General features: G+C 70.5%; 9 protein-coding genes and 1 pseudogene. 5 read left to right on the forward strand and 5 right to left on the reverse strand.

What is annotated here, in order from left to right; translation table 11 throughout:
- The first annotated feature begins 63 nt into the window (after nt 1–63).
- Complete coding sequence (gene mshC, locus ACSMXX_RS28065) at nt 64–1,293, forward strand: cysteine--1-D-myo-inosityl 2-amino-2-deoxy-alpha-D-glucopyranoside ligase (RefSeq protein WP_473181456.1); 1,230 nt, start codon at nt 64–66, stop codon at nt 1,291–1,293.
- Between the two features lie 768 nt (nt 1,294–2,061).
- On the opposite strand, the pseudogene ACSMXX_RS28070 reads toward mshC, so the two are convergent.
- Nucleotides 2,062–2,947, reverse strand: a pseudogene (locus tag ACSMXX_RS28070) (PAC2 family protein); the annotation flags it as partial.
- A gap of 347 nt (nt 2,948–3,294) precedes the next feature.
- Here ACSMXX_RS28070 and ACSMXX_RS28075 point away from each other — a divergent pair.
- On the forward strand, nt 3,295–4,983 hold the full coding sequence (locus ACSMXX_RS28075; protein ID WP_473181457.1) for a glycoside hydrolase family 13 protein: 1,689 nt from the start codon (nt 3,295–3,297) through the stop codon (nt 4,981–4,983).
- A gap of 292 nt (nt 4,984–5,275) precedes the next feature.
- Here the strand turns inward: ACSMXX_RS28075 and ACSMXX_RS28080 are convergent, their stop codons facing one another.
- From ACSMXX_RS28080 to ACSMXX_RS28095, 4 genes are all read right to left on the reverse strand, one after another.
- Nucleotides 5,276–6,892 carry a glycerol-3-phosphate dehydrogenase/oxidase gene (locus ACSMXX_RS28080; protein WP_473181458.1) on the reverse strand — a complete coding sequence of 539 codons (1,617 nt, stop codon included), beginning with the start codon at nt 6,890–6,892 and terminating at the stop codon, nt 5,276–5,278.
- 5 nt (nt 6,893–6,897) lie between these two features.
- Nucleotides 6,898–8,448: a glycerol kinase GlpK gene (glpK, locus tag ACSMXX_RS28085; protein WP_473181459.1), complete on the reverse strand. Its 1,551-nt coding sequence runs from the start codon at nt 8,446–8,448 to the stop codon at nt 6,898–6,900.
- Between the two features lie 170 nt (nt 8,449–8,618).
- Entirely contained in the window at nt 8,619–9,374 is a 756-nt protein-coding gene (locus ACSMXX_RS28090) for an MIP/aquaporin family protein (protein ID WP_473181460.1), read from the reverse strand.
- 244 nt (nt 9,375–9,618) lie between these two features.
- A complete protein-coding gene (locus tag ACSMXX_RS28095) occupies nt 9,619–10,461 on the reverse strand; it encodes an IclR family transcriptional regulator (RefSeq protein WP_473181461.1) in 843 nt (280 codons plus the stop codon).
- Between the two features lie 342 nt (nt 10,462–10,803).
- Between ACSMXX_RS28095 and metH the strand changes: the two genes are divergently transcribed.
- The 3 genes from metH to ACSMXX_RS28110 all read left to right on the forward strand — a co-directional run bounded on the left by metH (nt 10,804) and on the right by ACSMXX_RS28110 (nt 17,123).
- A complete protein-coding gene (gene metH, locus ACSMXX_RS28100) occupies nt 10,804–14,328 on the forward strand; it encodes a methionine synthase (RefSeq protein WP_473181462.1) in 3,525 nt (1,174 codons plus the stop codon).
- 106 nt (nt 14,329–14,434) lie between these two features.
- Nucleotides 14,435–15,148: an HAD family hydrolase gene (locus tag ACSMXX_RS28105; RefSeq protein WP_473181463.1), complete on the forward strand. Its 714-nt coding sequence runs from the start codon at nt 14,435–14,437 to the stop codon at nt 15,146–15,148.
- A 385-nt stretch (nt 15,149–15,533) separates the two neighbouring features.
- The gene (locus ACSMXX_RS28110) at nt 15,534–17,123 is read left to right on the forward strand and encodes an ABC transporter substrate-binding protein (protein ID WP_473181464.1); all 1,590 of its coding nucleotides are present in this window, start codon (nt 15,534–15,536) and stop codon (nt 17,121–17,123) included.
- Nucleotides 17,124–17,188 lie beyond the last annotated feature (65 nt).

Genomic DNA, 17,188 nt, shown 5'->3' on the forward strand with positions numbered 1-17,188 from the left:
GGCCCGGGACGGGGCGGCCGTCCCGTCAGGATGGCGAACTCCTGTCCGGGTTAGGCTCAGGGAATGCATGCCTGGCCCGCTTCCGAGGTTCCCGCCCTGCCTGGTCAGGGCCGCGACCTGGAGATCCACAACACCGCGACGGGCGCCCGCGCCACCCTGGCGCCCGGTTCCGTCGCCCGCATTTACGTCTGCGGGATCACCCCGTACGACGCCACTCATCTGGGGCACGCGGCGACCTACAACGCCTTCGACCTCGTACAGCGCGTGTGGCTCGACACCAAGCGGCAGGTCCACTACATACAGAACGTCACCGACATCGACGATCCCCTGCTGGAGCGTGCGCAGGAGACGGGCGAGGCATGGGCGGCGCTGGCGGAGCGTGAGACGGACCTCTTCCGGGAGGACATGACGGCTCTGCGGATGCTGCCCCCGCGGCAGTTCGTCGGTGCCGTCGAATCGATTCCGCGCATCGTCCCGCTCGTCGAGCGGCTGCGTGACCTGGGCGCCGCGTACGAACTGGAGGGGGACGTCTACTTCTCCGTCGACGCGGACACCCACTTCGGCGAAGTCTCCCGCCTCGACGCCGAGACCATGCGGATCCTCTCCGCCGAGCGCGGCGGCGACCCGGAGCGGCCCGGGAAGAAGAGTCCGCTCGACCCGATGCTGTGGCGCGCCGCCCGCGACGGCGAACCGGAGTGGGACGGGGCCTCGCTCGGCCCCGGCAGGCCCGGATGGCACATCGAGTGTGTGGCGATCGCCCTGGAACACCTCGGCATGGGCTTCGACGTACAGGGCGGCGGCTCCGATCTCGCCTTCCCCCACCACGAGATGGGCGCCTCGCACGCGCAGGCGCTCACCGGTGAACACCCCTTCGCGCAGACCTACGTACACGCCGGGATGGTGGGCCTGGACGGCGAGAAGATGTCGAAGTCCAAGGGGAACCTGGTCTTCGTCTCACAGCTGCGTCGCGACGGAGTCGATCCCGCCGCGATCCGGCTCACGCTGCTGGCGAACCACTACCGGTCGGACTGGGAGTACTCGAGCGACGTGCTCGACGAGGCACGGGCCAGGCTCGCGCGGTGGCGGACCGCCGTCTCGCGGCCGGACGGCCCGCCCGCGGACGCCGTCGTCGAGGAGATCCGCGCGGCGCTCGCGGACGATCTGAACTCACCTGCCGCGCTGGCCGCGGTCGACCGCTGGGCGGCGGCGCAGGAGGCCGGGGGAGGCACGGACGAGGGTGCGCCCGGCATGGTCTCGCGTGCGGTGGATGCGCTGCTGGGGGTCGCGCTGTAGGGCAGAGGCGCCCCGTCGCAACGGCCGTCCCGCTGATCTCCCGGCGGGGCGGCCCTTTGCATGGGCCGGGTGCTTACTCCTCGTCGGAGTCCTTGCTCTTGCCCGTGCCGCCCTTGCCCTTGCCGCCCTTGTCGGTCTCGTCCGGCTCGGCGGGCTCGTCGGCGCCGGGCTTGCGCTTGCCGCCGTTCTGCCGTCTGCCGCTGCTCTTGCCGCTTTCGCCGCTCGTGCCGTCCTTCTTGCGGCTCCCGCTGTTCTCGCCGCTCTCGTCCTGCTCGCCGGCGGAGGAGGAGGGCTTCGCCTTGCCGGTGCCGGTGCCGGCGCCGCTTCCGCTCTCGTCGTCGCTCTTGCCCTCGTCCTTGGCGGACTTGCCGCCGCCGGCACGGCCGCTGCTGCGGGTGCCCTTCGTGCCCTTGGTGGCGCCGGTGCTTCTGGTCCGCCCGCCGCCGCTCTTGGTGCCGCCGGTGGTGCTGCGGCGCGTACCGGGCTTGGCCTTGCCGTCGCCGCCGTCTTTTCCGCCGCTTTCGCCGCCGCCTTCCTTGTCCGCCCCGGCGTCCCGGCTCTCGGCGTCCCGGCCCTCGGCGTCCCCGCTCCCGTCGGCCTGCTTGCCGTTCTCGGCGCCGCCGGCGTCCTCGTCGTCCTTGCGGTCGTCCTTGGCGCCGTCGCGCGGCTGCGGCTTGGAACGACGGGAGCGTCCGCCGCCCGCAGCACGCTTGGGGGTCTCTTCGCCGTATACGGGGGAAGAACCCGCCCCGGTCTCCCGCGCGTTGCCACCGGGCGTACCGCTGCCGGCACCTCCCGGACCGTCGTCACGCCGCCGCAGATACCGCTCGAACTCCTTCGCGATGGCCTCTCCCGAAGCCTCCGGCAGCTCGGCGGTGTCCCGTGCCTCCTCCAGCGACTGCACGTACTCGGCGACCTCGCTGTCCTCGGCGGCAAGCTGGTCCACGCCCAACTGCCATGCGCGCGCGTCCTCCTGCAGCTCGCCCTGGGGCACGTTCAGCTCCAGCAGATCCTCGAGGCGGTTCAGCAGCGCGAGGGTGGCCTTCGGGTTGGGCGGCTGGGAGACGTAGTGCGGCACCGACGCCCACAGGCTCAGCGCCGGTACGCCGGCGTGGGTGCACGCCTCCTGGAGGATGCCGACGATGCCTGTCGGCCCCTCGTACCGCGACTCCTCCAGGTTCATGGTGCGGGCCAGGTCGGGATCGGACGTCACGCCCGTCACCGGGACGGGGCGGCTGTGCGGGGTGTCACCAAGCAGCGCGCCGAGGACGACGACCATCTCGACGCCCAACTCGTGGGCGAAGCCGAGGATTTCGTTGCAGAAGGAGCGCCAGCGCATGCTCGGCTCGATGCCGCGCACCAGCACCAGGTCGCGCGGCTTCCCCTTGCCGCCCGCGTCGTCCACGCGTACGACGGCAAGCCGTGTCGTCGGCCATGTGATCTTGCGTGAGCCGCCGTCCAGCCACACCTGCGGCCTGTTGACCTGGAAGTCGTAGTAGTCCTCCGCGTCGAGCGCCGCGAAGACCTCGCCCTTCCACTCCCGCTCCATGTGCCCGACCGCGGTGGAGGCGGCGTCGCCGGCGTCGTTCCAGCCTTCGAACGCGGCCACCATGACCGGGTCGACCAGCTCGGGTACTCCCTCGAGCTCGATCACCCAGCGCCTCCTTCCGGCCGGGTCGTGTGCGTCGACGCGCACCCGGCTGCTGTTCCGTTCCGTGCGGCAACCAGCCTACGGCGTGACAGCGCGCACGCCGCAGCCCTGGCCGCACCCGTACGCCCGGCGGGCACGCACCGTCCGCGGGAGTGTCCCCGTGGGCCCGGCAGCCCGCGAGCCGCCGCCGGTCCATCCACTTGACCTGCACGGTGCTCCTGGTGAGGCTCGGCAGCGGCCGCCGCTTCCGGCGGTGCGGCGGTGTACGTACAGTGCCCGTCGGCATCGCGCCGCGTCCGTACGGACGGACGGGTGGCGCGGCCGCATGCGCCGTTTCTTGAGAGGACACCGTGACAGCCAGCACGCCCCAGCAGCCGTCCCAGGAACCCACGGAAGCCACCGACGCCTGGTGGCGTGAGGCGGTCGTCTACCAGATCTACGTGCCCAGCTTCGCCGACGCCGACGGCGACGGCATGGGCGACCTGCGCGGCATCGCCGACCGCCTCGGTCATCTGGCCGGTCTCGGTGTCGACGCGCTCTGGCTTACGCCCTTCTACCCCTCGCCCTGGGCGGACGGGGGTTACGACGTGTCCGACCCCCGGGGCGTCGACCCGCGCCACGGAACCCTCGACGACTTCCGCGACCTGCTCTCGCGAGCCCACGGGCTCGGCCTGAAGGTCATCGTCGACATCGTCCCCAACCACTGCTCCGACCAGCACCCCTGGTTCGCGGAGGCGCTCGGCTCCGCCCCCGGTTCGGCGGCCCGCGACCGCTTCGTCTTCCTGGACGGCAACCCACCCGGCGGCAGCGAGCCGCCCGCCGACTGGCAGTCCAAGTTCGGCGGCGGCGCATGGACCAGGACGGCGGACGGGCAGTGGTACATGCACATATTCGCCGCCGAGCAGCCCGACCTGAACTGGGAGAACCCGGAGGTCGCCGCCGACTTCGAACGGACCCTGCGCTTCTGGCTCGACCTCGGCGTCGACGGCTTCCGCGTCGACGTCGCACACGGCCTGCGCAAGGACCTCTCGCGTCCGCTGCGCAACACCTTCGGCAACGACGCCGCACCCCTCAACTCGCCGCCGCAGGGCGACGATCACCCCTTCTGGGACCGGGACGAGGTGCACGACGTCTACCGGTCCTGGCGGAAGATCCTCGACTCCTACCGGCCGCCCCGCGTCGCCGTCGCCGAAGCGGGTGTCAGCGCCGCCCGGCTGCCGCTGTACACCCGTCCCGACGAGCTGCACCAGGCCTTCAACTTCTTCCATCTGCGCTGCCCTTGGGACGCCGCGTCCTTCCGCGCGGTCATCGACGAGTCGCTCGAAGGCGCGCACTCCGTGGGCACCCTGCCGACCTGGGTGCTCTCCAACCACGACGTGGTCCGGCACGCCACCCGCTACGGCCTCCCCGAAGGCACCGACTTCGCCGAGTGGCTGACCTCCGGCGGACGCGAACCGGCTCCCGACCACGGACTCGGTCGCCGCCGGGCCCGCGCCGCCGCGCTGCTCACCCTGGCGCTGCCCGGCACCGCCTACCTGTACCAGGGTGAGGAGCTCGGGCTTCCGGAGGTCGCGGACCTGCCCGCCGAGGCGCTGCGCGACCCGATGTGGGAGCGCACAGGCCGTACGCACAAGGGCCGCGACGGCTGCCGCGTACCGGTGCCGTGGCAGCTCCAGGGACCCTCGTACGGCTTCGGCCCCGCCGGGGCATGGCTGCCGCAGCCCGACGGATGGGGAGCCCACTCCGTGGAGGCACAGAGCGGAGTGGAGGGCTCCTTCCTGGAGCTGTACCGCACCGCGCTGAGACTGCGCCGCGGCTTCAGCGGCTCACCGGACGGCGAAGTGCTGGAGTGGCTGGAGGCCGCCGAGGGCGAACTGGCCTTCCGCCGGGGCCCGCTGCTCGAGTGCCGCGTCAATCTCTCCGGACGGCCCGTACCCCTTCCGGCCGGCGCGGTGCCACTGCTCGCGAGCGAGCCGGGTCCCTACGACGGCTTGCTCGCACCGGACACGGCGGTCTGGCTGGGGGAGCGGGCGGGCTGACGGGCCTGTTGCCCGACGGCTGTGCCTGGCATGTGCGCCGGGTGCCTGCGCGGGGGCGCGGGCGGCGGCTCAACTGGTGCCCATCAACTGACGCCTGCTCAACTGACGGCCCGCTCAACTGACGGCGGGCGGGCCTGCCCCCCGGCGTGGCCCGCCCGCCTGCGATCCCCGTGCGGTCCCGTCACGGCCGCACGGGGACGCGTCCCCCCTTCCCCCCTGCCTCCAGCCGCCCCGGCGGAGGGCGGGAGGCCGGCCGGCGGAACGGCCACCTGAGCAGCCGTTCCCCGTGCGCTCAGCCGTTGCGCTCCGCGAGGAGCTTCCCGACGCGTTCACGCACCTCGTCGGTGTCCAGACCGCGGATGGTGAGCGTGGTGCGCCGCCGCAGCACGTCGTCGGCGGTCTCGGCCCACTCGTGGTCGCGCGCGTGCACGACCTGGGCCCAGATCTCCGGCCCGTCCGGGTGGATGCGCTCGCCGAGCGACGGGTCCTCGTTGACCAGCCGCGCGATGTCGAAGGAGAGCGAGCCGTAGTGCGTGGCCAGATGGCGGGCCGTCGACGGGTCCATGCGCGGGCCCGGTTCGCGCTCCCGGTCCACCAGCAGCCGGTGAGCGACCGCGTTCGGATTCGAGATCCCGGGCAGCGGTGTGCGGCGCACCAACTCCCCTACGGGCTCCATGTCCTGCGCGATCGAACCGCCGGGCAGCTTCGCCAGCTTGTCCATCACGGCGCGGCCGATGTGCCGGTACGTCGTCCACTTGCCGCCCGCGACCGAGAGCATTCCGCCGATGCCCTCGCTGACGACCGTCTCCCGCTTCGCCGCCGTCACGCCCCCCGGGCCGCCCGGGAGCACGCGCAGGCCCGCGAAGGCGTAGCTGATCAGATCGCGGGTCAGGTGCTCGTCCCGTACGGAGAACGCGGCCTCGTCCAGGATCTGCTGGATGTCGGCCTCGGTCGCCCGCACGTCGCCCGGATCGCCCTCGTAGGCCTCGTCGGTGGTGCCCAGCAGCAGCTGGTCCTCCCACGGAAGCGCGAAGGTGATGCGGTACTTGTCGATCGGCGTCGCCATCGCCGCCCGCCAGGGCGACTTGCGGCGCAGCACGAGGTGGGCGCCCTTGGAGAGCCGCACGCTGGGAGCGGCGCTCCTGTCCTCCAGGCGGCGAAGGTGGTCCACCCAGGGGCCGGTCGCGTTGAGCACGAGGCGGGCGTCGACGCCGAACTCGCTGCCGTCGGTGCGGTCGCGCAGTTCGGCTCCCGTCACCCGGCCGACGGTACGGCGCAGGCCGGTCACCTCGGCGTGGTTGAGGACCACGGCGCCCGAGGCGACGGCGGCACGGACCGTCATGACGGCCATGCGCGAGTCGTTCATCTGGTGGTCGCCGTAGACCGCCACCGCCTTGAGGTTCTCCGTACGCAGCCCGGGGTTGTCGGCCGCGGCGCGTGCGGGCGAGACGAGACGCCCGACGCCGTCGCCGAACGCGGAGAGCGCGCTGTAGGCGAAGACGCCGGCGCCCAGCTTCGCCGCACCGTGCGGCCCGCCCTTGTAGACGGGCAGATAGAACTTGAGCGGATTGACGAGGTGCGGAGCCACGTCCTTGGCCAGCACCCGCCGCTCGTGGTGGTTCTCCGCCACCAGCTTCACCGCGCCGGTCTGCAGATAACGCAGTCCGCCGTGGACCAGCTTGGAGGAGGCGGAGGAGGTGGCGCCGGCGAAGTCGCCGGCGTCCACCATCGCCACCCGCAGCCCCGACTGCGCGGCGTGCCAGGCCACCGAGGTTCCGAGGATGCCGCCGCCGATCACGAGCAGGTCGTACGTCGCTCCCGTGAGCAGCTCCCTGGTCTCGGCGCGGCTCGGGTTGCCGCCGGCAGCCGGGTGCGTCCCGAGGGTGGGGACGCTCTGCAGGGTGTTCATCGTTCTCAGTTCTCCTCTTCGATCCAGCCCATGGTCCGCTGCACGGCCTTGAGCCAGTTCTTGTACTCGCGGTCGCGGTCGGCCGCGTCCATGTGGGGCGTCCACTCGGCCGCCCGCTTCCAGTTGGCGCGCAGCTCGTCGACGTCGGACCAGAAGCCGACGGCGAGCCCTGCCGCGTAGGCGGCGCCAAGACAGGTGGTCTCGGCGACCATCGGCCGTACGACGGGTGCGTCGAGGAAGTCCGACATGGTCTGCATCAGCAGGTTGTTGGACGTCATGCCGCCGTCGACCTTCAGCGCGGTCAGCTCGACGCCGGAGTCCTTCTGCATCGCGTCGACGATCTCCCGCGTCTGCCAGGCGGTCGCCTCCAGCACGGCACGGGCGAGGTGGGCCTTCGTGACGTACCGGGTGAGGCCGGCGATCACACCGCGGGCGTCGTCGCGCCAGTACGGGGCGAAGAGGCCGGAGAAGGCCGGCACGAAGTAGGCGCCGCCGTTGTCCTCGACGGAGCTGGCGAGGGTCTCGATCTCGGCAGCGGTGCTGATCAGTCCCATCTGGTCGCGCATCCACTGCACGAGCGAACCGGTGACGGCGATCGCGCCCTCCAGGGCGTAGACCGGCCGCTCGTCGCCGATGCGGTAACCGACCGTCGTCAGCAGCCCGTTGTACGAATTGACCGCCTCATGGCCGGTGTTGAGCAGCAGGAACGTTCCCGTGCCGTACGTGGACTTCGCCTCTCCCTCGGCGAAGCAGGTCTGCCCGAACAGTGCCGCCTGCTGGTCACCCAGTGCGGAGGCCACCGGGACACCGGCGAGCGCGCCCGTCGCCTCCCCGTACACCTCGGCGGAGGAACGGATCTCGGGCAGCAACGACATGGGGACGCCCATGGAGCTGCAGATCTTCTCGTCCCAGTTCATCGAGTGCAGGTTCATCAGCATGGTGCGGGAGGCGTTGGTCACGTCCGTGACGTGACGCCCTCCGTCAGGGCCGCCGGTGAGGTTCCAGATGACCCAGGAGTCCATGGTTCCGAAGAGGAGTTCGCCGCGCTCGGCGCGCTCGCGGAGCCCGTCGACGTTGTCGAGCAGCCAGCGGATCTTCGGCCCGGAGAAGTAGGAGGCCAGGGGCAGGCCGGTCTCGCGGCGGAAGCGGTCCTGGCCGACGTTGCGGCCGAGTTCGCGGCAGAGCGTGTCCGTGCGGGTGTCCTGCCAGACCAGGGCGTTGTGCACGGGCTCGCCGGTGGCCTTGTCCCACAGCAGCGTCGTCTCACGCTGGTTGGTGATGCCGAGGGCCTTCACGTCGGCCTTGGTTATGCCCGCGTTGTCCAGGGCGCCTATGACCACCTGCTGCACGTTCGTCCAGATCTCGGCGGCGTCGTGCTCGACCCAGCCGGGCTTCGGGAAGATCTGCTCGTGTTCCTTCTGGTCGACGGCGACGATGCGGCCGTCCTTGTCGAAGACGATGCAGCGGCTGGAGGTCGTGCCCTGGTCGATGGCGGCGATGAAGGGGCCCTCGCCGTGGGTGGAAGCGCCCGCGGACTGGTTCTCGGTCTCGCTCATGTCCTGCTCCAAGTGTTTCGGGGTGGGAAGAGGTCTCTGCCGCGCGCGCCGCCCGTAACCTCCGGGCCGCCGGCCGGTGCTCCGGGCTGCCGGGCCGGACCGGGGCGTCGACGCCCCGGTCCGGCCCGGCAGCTCCGCAGCCCGGGAGCCGGGAGCCCGGGAGTCACGGCTCAGGCGAATGCGACCTGGTGTACTCCGGCGGCGATCGCGGCGCCGATCAGCGGGCCCACGACCGGTATCCAGGAGTAGTTCCAGTCGGAGCCGCCCTTGTTCGGCAGGGGCAGCAGTGCGTGCACGATACGCGGGCCGAGGTCACGGACAGGGTTGATGGCGTACCCCGTGGGACCGCCGAGAGACAGACCGATGCCGACGACCGTCAGGGCCACGAGCAGCACGCCGACGCCGGAGACCCCGACTCCCTTGGTCAGCCCCTGGGTCAGGATCGCGATGATGAGGACGAACGTGGCGATGATCTCGGTGACGAGGTTCTGAACGGTGTTGCGGATCTCCGGAGAGGTGAAGAAGACGCCGTGCACAGGTCCGGGATTCTCGGACTTGCGCTGCGCCATCTCCGGCTCTACGAGATCGGCGTGGAACTGGCCGTAGTAGGTGAGCCACACCAGAACGGCGCCGATCATGGCGCCGAGCAGTTCGCTGGCGAAGTAGAGCGGAACATCGCCCCACGGGGTGGTGCCCTCTATAGCGAGGGCGAGGGTGACGGCCGGGTTGAGGTGTGCGCCGGAGACGCCCACCGAGACATAGCCGCCGACGAGGACTGCCATGCCCCAGCCGAAGGCGATGGCGACCCAGCCGGCGTTGGAGGCCTTTGAGCGCTTGAAGGTCACGGCGGCGCAGACGCCGCCGCCGAGCAGTACGAGCATCGCCGTACCTATGACTTCGCCGAAGAAGATGTCGGAGCTGGACACCCGCGACTCCTTTGTCTTGTCCAGATGGGGAGGGCGGGCCGGTTCCGTCCGCTGTTCGACAATGCCGACCGCCGACTGGGCAGTTTTGTCCCTGGTGACGGTCTCGTCAAGGGGTGTGACCCAGGACTCCCGCACTCCGTGTACGCAGGGGAGATCATCTCCGGGCAGGGCGGAGCCGGGACCGCGCCGATGCCCCGCGCCCGGGGGGTCCCGCCGGCCGGAACCGCCGGCCGGAACCCGCCCGTCAGAACCGCCGGGCGCCGAGATCCCGTGAGACGGCGCGCGCGCAGTCCCGTACGGCGGCGACGAGCGTCGGCCGCAGTTCGGCCTCGACGGGCGCGCCCCCCGCACCGTTGACCGCGCCGGACGGTGAGGCCGCGCCGACGACGCCCGTACCGGCGGTGACGTCCTCGCAGACCCGCTCCAGCGCCCCGGTCACGCCGACCGCTCCCACCGGCATCCGGCGGCGGTCGCGGATCGGCGCCGCGATCGAGGCGAGCCCCTCCCAGGTCTCCTCCACGTCGGCGGCCCAGCCGCGCGCCCGCGTCAGCTCCAGCACGTCCTCGAACTCCTCGAGCGACGTGACCGTGTGCTCCGTGAAGCGCCGGCGCTCGCCGTCCACGGCCTCGCTGTGCGCCACCGGGTCGAACGCCGAGATCACCTTGCCCAGCGCGGTGCTGTGCAGCGGCTGCATCGCACCGACCTCCAGCACCTGACGGCTGTTGTCCGGCCGGAAGACGTGGTGCACGATGAGCACGCCCTGCTGGTGCAGAACGCCCAGATAGACGCTCTCCCCGCTGGACCGTGCCAGGTCGTCCGCCCAGACCAGGGCCCGGGAGCGCAGCTCGTGCACGTCCAGGTAGCTGGTGCCCAGCCGCAGCAGTTCCGCGCCCAGCTGGTACTTGCCCGTCGCCTCGTCCTGCTCCACGAAACCCTCCTGCTGGAGGGTGCGCAGCAGACCGTGCGCGGTGCCCTTCGGAAGATCCATTGACGAGGCGATGTCGGACAGGCCGAGCCTGCGTTCACCGCCCGCCAGAAGCCGCAGCACGGCCGCCGCGCGCTCGAGCGACTGGATGTTCCGGGCCACCGGGCACCTCCCTGACCTGCTCGCAACGGCCGCTCTGAATCGGGTTCGACAATGCCGAACGGTATCGCTTGATGTGGACCGACGGTAGCCCGGTCCGCTTACGAGCGAGCGCACCGGTCTGTCCCCGCGCCCAGCGCTGATGGCCCCCTGTGCGCCCCCGCCGTGCGAAGTCGTCCGGTTCAGCCGGTTTCCTGCCCTTTCGCGGCGTCTTGTACGTCCGCTCCGCGGGATGCCCGGCTGCACTCTTGTGTTCGCCCGATACCCTGATCAGGTGCGCCGTCCTCAGTGCAGTGACCGGACAGCGCATAGCCGACAGCCGTCGCACTTTAGGGAGAACCCTTCATGGCCTCGCCGAGCAGTACGCCCGATTCCGCCTTCCCGAGGGCAGCAGCCCTGCGTAAGGCACTCACGGAACGCGTGGTCGTCGCCGACGGCGCGATGGGCACCATGATTCAGGCGCAGGACCCGTCCCTCGACGACTTCCAGCAGCTCGAAGGCTGCAACGAGATCCTCAACGTGACACGTCCCGACATCGTGCGGTCGGTCCACACCGAGTACTTCGCCGCCGGCGTGGACTGTGTCGAGACCAACACCTTCGGCGCCAACCACGCCGCCCTGGGCGAGTACGACATCACCGACCGCGTCTTCGAGCTCTCCGAGACGGGCACCCGCATCGCCCGCGACGTGGCGGACGAATTCGAGGCCGACGGCCGCCCCCGCTGGGTGCTCGGCTCGATGGGCCCCGGCACCAAGCTGCCGACGCTGGGCCACGCCCCGTACACCACGCTGCGCGACGCCTACCAGCAGAACGCCGAAGGCATGATCGCCGGCGGTGCCGACGCCCTGCTGGTGGAGACCACCCAGGACCTGCTGCAGACCAAGGCGGCCGTCATCGGTGCCCGCCGCGCCATGGACGCCGCCGGCGCGCACGAGCTGCCGCTGATCTGCTCCGTGACCGTCGAGACCACCGGCACCATGCTGCTGGGTTCCGAGATCGGTGCGGCCCTCACGGCCCTGGAGCCGCTCGGCATCGACATGATCGGCCTCAACTGCGCCACCGGGCCGGCCGAGATGAGCGAGCACCTGCGCTACCTCGCCCAGCACTCGCAGGTGCCGGTCTCGTGCATGCCCAACGCGGGCCTGCCCGTACTCGGCAAGGACGGAGCCCACTACCCGCTCACGCCCGAGGAGCTGTGCGACGCGCACGAGGGCTTCGTCCGCGACTACGGCCTCTCCCTGGTCGGCGGCTGCTGCGGTACGACCCCCGAGCACCTGCGCCAGCTCGTTGAGCGCGTACGCGGCAAGGCACCGGCCCAGCGCACACCCACGCCCGAGGCGGGTGCCGCCTCCCTCTACCAGATGATCCCCTTCCGCCAGGACACCTCGTACCTGGCGATCGGCGAGCGTACGAACGCCAACGGCTCGAAGAAGTTCCGCGAGGCCATGCTCGACGGCCGCTGGGACGACTGCGTGGAGATGGCCCGCGACCAGATCCGCGAGGGCGCCCACATGCTCGACGTGTGCGTCGACTACGTGGGCCGTGACGGCGTCGCCGACATGGCGGAGATCGCCGGGCGCTTCGCGACCTCCTCCACCCTTCCCCTCGTGCTCGACTCCACCGAAGTGCCGGTGATCCAGGCCGGGTTGGAGAAGCTTGGCGGCCGAGCCGTCATCAACTCCGTCAACTACGAGGACGGCGACGGCCCCGAGTCCCGCTTCGCCCGCGTGGCCACCCTGGCACGCGAGCACGGCGCCGCCCTGATGGCTCTGACGATCGACGAGGAGGGCCAGGCCCGTACCGCCGAGAACAAGGTCGCCATCGCCGAGCGCATCATCGACGACCTGACCGCCAACTACGGCATCGCCGAGTCGAGCATCCTCATCGACTGCCTGACGTTCACCATCTGCACCGGCCAGGAGGAGTCCCGCAAGGACGGGATCAACACCATCGAGGCCATCCGGGAGCTGAAGAAGCGCCGCCCCCACGTGCAGACCACGCTCGGCCTGTCCAACATCTCCTTCGGGCTCAATCCGGCCGCGCGCATCGTCCTCAACTCCGTCTTCCTCGACGAGTGCGTCAAGGCCGGGCTGGACTCGGCGATCGTGCACGCGAGCAAGATCCTGCCGATCGCTCGCCTGGAGGAGGAGCAGGTCACCACCGCCCTGGACCTGATCTACGACCGGCGCCGTGAGGGTTACGACCCGCTGCAGCATCTCCTGGAGCTGTTCGAGGGCGTCGACACCAAGGCGATGAAGGCCGGCAAGGCCGAGGAGCTCGCGGCGCTGCCGCTGGACGAGCGCCTCCAGCGGCGCGTCATCGACGGCGAACGCAACGGCCTGGAAGACGACTTGGAGACGGCGCTGCAGGAGCGTCCCGCGCTCGACATCGTCAACGACACGCTGCTCGCGGGCATGAAGGTCGTCGGCGAACTCTTCGGCGCGGGCAAGATGCAGCTTCCGTTCGTGCTGCAGTCCGCCGAGATCATGAAGACCGCGGTCGCCTACCTGGAACCGCACATGGAGAAGACGGACGACGAGGGCAAGGGCACCATCGTCCTGGCCACGGTCCGCGGCGACGTGCACGACATCGGCAAGAACCTCGTCGACATCATCCTGTCCAACAACGGCTACACCGTGGTCAATCTGGGGATCAAGCAGCCCGTAGGCGCCATCCTGGATGCCGCCGAGGAGAACAAGGCCGACGTCATCGGCATGTCCGGCCTCCTGGTGAAGTCCACGGTGATCATGAAGGAGAACCTGGAGGAGCTCAACCAGCGCAAGATGGCCTCCGACTTCCCGGTCATCCTCGGCGGCGCCGCACTCACGCGCGCATACGTCGAGCAGGATCTGCACGAGGTCTACGAGGGCGAAGTCCGCTACGCCCGCGACGCCTTCGAGGGCCTGCGCCTCATGGACGCCCTCATCGGCGTCAAGCGTGGCGTCCCCGGTGCCGAACTGCCGCCGCTGAAGCAGCGCCGGGTGCCCAAGCGCCCCTCGTCCGCGGCCGGTGAGGTGCCGGAGGAGGAGGTCAACGACGGTTCGGTGCGCTCCGACGTGGCCACCGACAACCCGGTGCCGACGCCGCCCTTCTGGGGCAGCCGCGTGGTCAAGGGCATCGGCCTGAAGGACTACGCGTCCTGGATCGACGAGGGCGCGCTCTTCAAGGGCCAGTGGGGCCTGAAGGAGTCCCGCACGGGCGACGGCCCCGACTACGAGGAACTGGTGGAGTCCGACGGACGTCCCCGGCTGCGCGGCCTGCTGGACCGGCTGCACACCGACAACATGCTGGAGGCGGCCGTCGTCTACGGCTACTACCCGTGCGTCTCCAAGGGCGACGACCTGATCCTCCTCAACGAGGACGGCAGCGAGCGCACCCGCTTCACCTTCCCGCGCCAGCGCCGCGGCCGGCGGCTGTGCCTCGCGGACTTCTTCCGCCCGGAGGACTCAGGTGAACAGGACGTCGTCGGGCTGCAGGTCGTCACGGTCGGTTCGAAGATCGGCGAGGCCACCGCGGAGCTCTTCGCGAAGGACGCCTACCGGGACTACCTGGAGCTGCACGGCCTGTCCGTCCAGCTCGCGGAGGCCCTCGCCGAGTACTGGCACGCCCGGGTACGCGCCGAGCTGGACATCTCGGCAGAGGACCCGGCCGCCATGGCCGACATGTTCGCCCTGAAGTACCGGGGTGCCCGCTTCTCCCTCGGCTACGGTGCCTGCCCCAACCTGGAGGACCGGGCGAAGATCGCGGACCTGCTGCAGCCGGAGCGCATCGGCGTCGAGCTGTCGGAGGAGTTCCAGCTGCACCCCGAGCAGTCCACCGACGCCATCGTGATCCACCATCCGGAGGCCAAGTACTTCAACGCCCGATAACGGCTCCGACCGGACGGCCGTAGAATGGTCGGTCCGGTACAGGCCGGTCGTTCGCTCCTGTGGGGCGGGCGGCCGGCCTTGTTGTCCCTCACGGAGGTGTACGCGGATGACCAGCTCCATCCCCGCGCTCGGCACTCTTACGGCCGAAGGCTCGTCGCTGCAGGCGGTGCTCCTCGACATGGACGGCACCCTGGTCGACACGGAAGGCTACTGGTGGGACGCCGAGAGTGAGGCTTTCGCGGAGCTCGGGCACGTACTGAAGGACGAATGGCGCGAGGTCGTGGTCGGCGGCCCGATGACGCGCAGTGCCGGCTTCCTCATCGAGGCGACGCAGGCCGACATCACGGTCGAGGAGCTGACCGTGCTGCTCAACGACAAGTTCATCGAGCGCGTGCGCCGCGGCGTGCAGCTGGTACCCGGCGCGCGGCGCCTGCTCGCCGAGCTCTCCCTGCACGGGGTCCCCACCGCGCTGGTCTCCGCCTCCCACCGCACGGTCGTGGACGAGATGCTGGTCTCCCTCGGCAGGGAGCACTTCGACCTCACCGTCGCCGGGGACGAACTGAACCGTACGAAGCCGCACCCCGACCCCTATCTGACGGCCGCCGGGCGCCTCGGCGCGGACCCGGCCCGCTGCGCCGTCATCGAGGACACCGTGACCGGGGTGGCGTCCGCCGAGGCGGCAGGCTGCCGGGTGGTGGCGGTGCCGTCCGTCGCGCCCATCGACGACGCACCGGGCCGCACCGTCGTGGAATCGCTCGAAGAGGTGAATCTCGCCTTCCTGCGTTCTCTGGTCCTCGTGGCGCACCAGAGCGTCTCCTGACGCTCCGGCACCTCTTCCGCAGGCGGCTTCGGGACGCTCCCGGGCCGCGCTCCGCCCCGCTTGCAGGCACTCAGGTCCGCGCCTGCTCAGGCGACTTGTAACGCTTATGACGCCCTGTCGGCTGCCTTCGCCGAATACGTGGTCCCAGCCTCTTGACGCGGCACGAAGAGCGCTGTGACATTCACCAGACTTCGCGTCGGCGCCGGCACGCCATGCCGGTCGGTCCGGTGCGTCCGCGCAGTCCACGGCGGACCGGGGGTGTCCTCATCGGGCTCGAAGTCCGTTGCCAGGGCGACCAGTTCAGGGATGGCCACCTGAGCCCGTCAGCGTCTCCCGCCCGGTCTTTCGCACCGTGACCCTTCGGCCGACGAGAGGACCGTGCCCGATGCACCGCAAGACCCCGGCGCTCACTGCGACAGCCGGTCTGCTGGCGTCCCTGCTGACCGCTTGCGGGCAGGTGACGGGGAGCGACGAGGAGGCGATCGTCGTCGGTACGACCGACACCTTCGCCGTGTCCAAGGCCACGCCCGCGCCCTTCGACCCAGCGGCCGCGTACGACGTCAGCTCGTGGAACGTCATGCGCAACGCCTTCCAGACGCTGCTGCGGATGCCGCGCTCCGGCACCCGCCCCGTCCGGGACGCCGCGGAGAGGTGCGGCTTCACCGACGAGCGGAACGAGCAGTACCGCTGCACCCTGCGCGAGGGCCTCACCTTCTCCAACGGCAACACCCTCGACGCCAAGGACGTGGAGTACTCCATCGAGCGCATCCTGCGCATCCGCTTCGCCAACGGACCGGCCTCACTGCTCAGCGGCATAGCCGACGTCGAGGCCACCAGTGACCGTGCGATCGTCTTCAATCTGCGCAAGCCGGACGCCACCTTCCCGTTCAAGATCGCCACTCCGGCCGCCTCGATCGTCGACCAGGAAAGCTATCCCGCGGACGGCTTCGCCAAGGGGTTCCGGACAGTGGGGTCGGGCCCGTACACGCTCGAATACGAATCCGGCGCGAAGAAGACGGTCTTCACCCGCAACCCCGACTACAAGGGCTCGCTGAAGATCGCCGGCGAGAAGGTCGAAATGCGGTCCTTCAGCGACTCCGCCGCCATGGAGAAGGCGCTGCGCGCGGGCGACATCGACCTGATGAACCGCACCATCTCGCCGCAGCAGATCGAGAGACTGGAATCGGCGCCCGAGGACCGCATCGATCTCGTGCAGCAGCCGGGCCAGGAGATCCGCTACCTCGTCTTCAACACGGACGACGAGACCGCGGGCCGCCTGGCCGTGCGGCGTGCCGTGGCCGAGGTGATCGACCGTGAGTCCCTCGTACGGGACGTGTACGCCCGCACTGCCGAGCCGCTCTACTCCCTGGTGCCCTCGGGCGTGCCCGGACACCGGAACTCCTTCTTCAACAAGTACGGCGAAGCCGGCACCGACTCGGCCCGGCGCACTCTGCGCCGGGCGGGCGTGAGCACGCCGGTGAAACTCGAACTCGCCTACACCACCGACCACTACGGCAGCGTCACCAAGAAGGAGTTCACCAAGCTCAAGGAGCAGCTCAACGGCAGCGGCCTGTTCGACGCCGAGGTGCGCGGGCTCCCCTGGGACACCTACCGCGGGGCCGCGTTGGAGGGGAAGTACCAGGTCTACGGCTACGGCTGGTTCCCTGACTTCCCGGACGCCGACAACTACATCGCGCCGTTCTTCGAGCGGAACAACTTCCTCAACAGCCCTTACATCAGTACCGAGATACGCGACAAGGTCATCCCGCAGACACGGCAGAAGGCCGACAGGGTCCGCACCGAGCGCGGCTTCGGGCGCGCCCAGGACATCGTGGCCGAGGAGGTGCCCGTGCTGCCGCTGTGGCAGGGCAAGCAGTTCATCGCCGCGCGTGAGGACATCACCGGAGCCGAATGGGCGCTGAACTCCTCGTCGGTGCTGCAGTTGTGGGAGCTGGGCCGCAGCACCGACGGCTGACGGGGCGGTCCGGAAAGCCGCGTCCGGGTCGGGGTCCGGATCGGGGTCCAGGTCCGCAAGCGGTA

The sequence above is a fragment of the Streptomyces sp. DSM 116795 genome (assembly GCF_055792905.1).

What these genes read in the sequence shown, in the direction of transcription:
- glpK (WP_473181459.1), bottom strand. Translation starts at nt 8,448, where the DNA reads ATGAGCGAGACCGAGAACCAGTCCGCGGGCGCTTCCACCCACGGCGAG.
- ACSMXX_RS28080 (WP_473181458.1), bottom strand. Translation starts at nt 6,892, where the DNA reads ATGAACACCCTGCAGAGCGTCCCCACCCTCGGGACGCACCCGGCTGCC.
- ACSMXX_RS28110 (WP_473181464.1), top strand. Translation starts at nt 15,534, where the DNA reads ATGCACCGCAAGACCCCGGCGCTCACTGCGACAGCCGGTCTGCTGGCG.
- mshC (WP_473181456.1), top strand. Translation starts at nt 64, where the DNA reads ATGCATGCCTGGCCCGCTTCCGAGGTTCCCGCCCTGCCTGGTCAGGGC.
- ACSMXX_RS28105 (WP_473181463.1), top strand. Translation starts at nt 14,435, where the DNA reads ATGACCAGCTCCATCCCCGCGCTCGGCACTCTTACGGCCGAAGGCTCG.
- metH (WP_473181462.1), top strand. Translation starts at nt 10,804, where the DNA reads ATGGCCTCGCCGAGCAGTACGCCCGATTCCGCCTTCCCGAGGGCAGCA.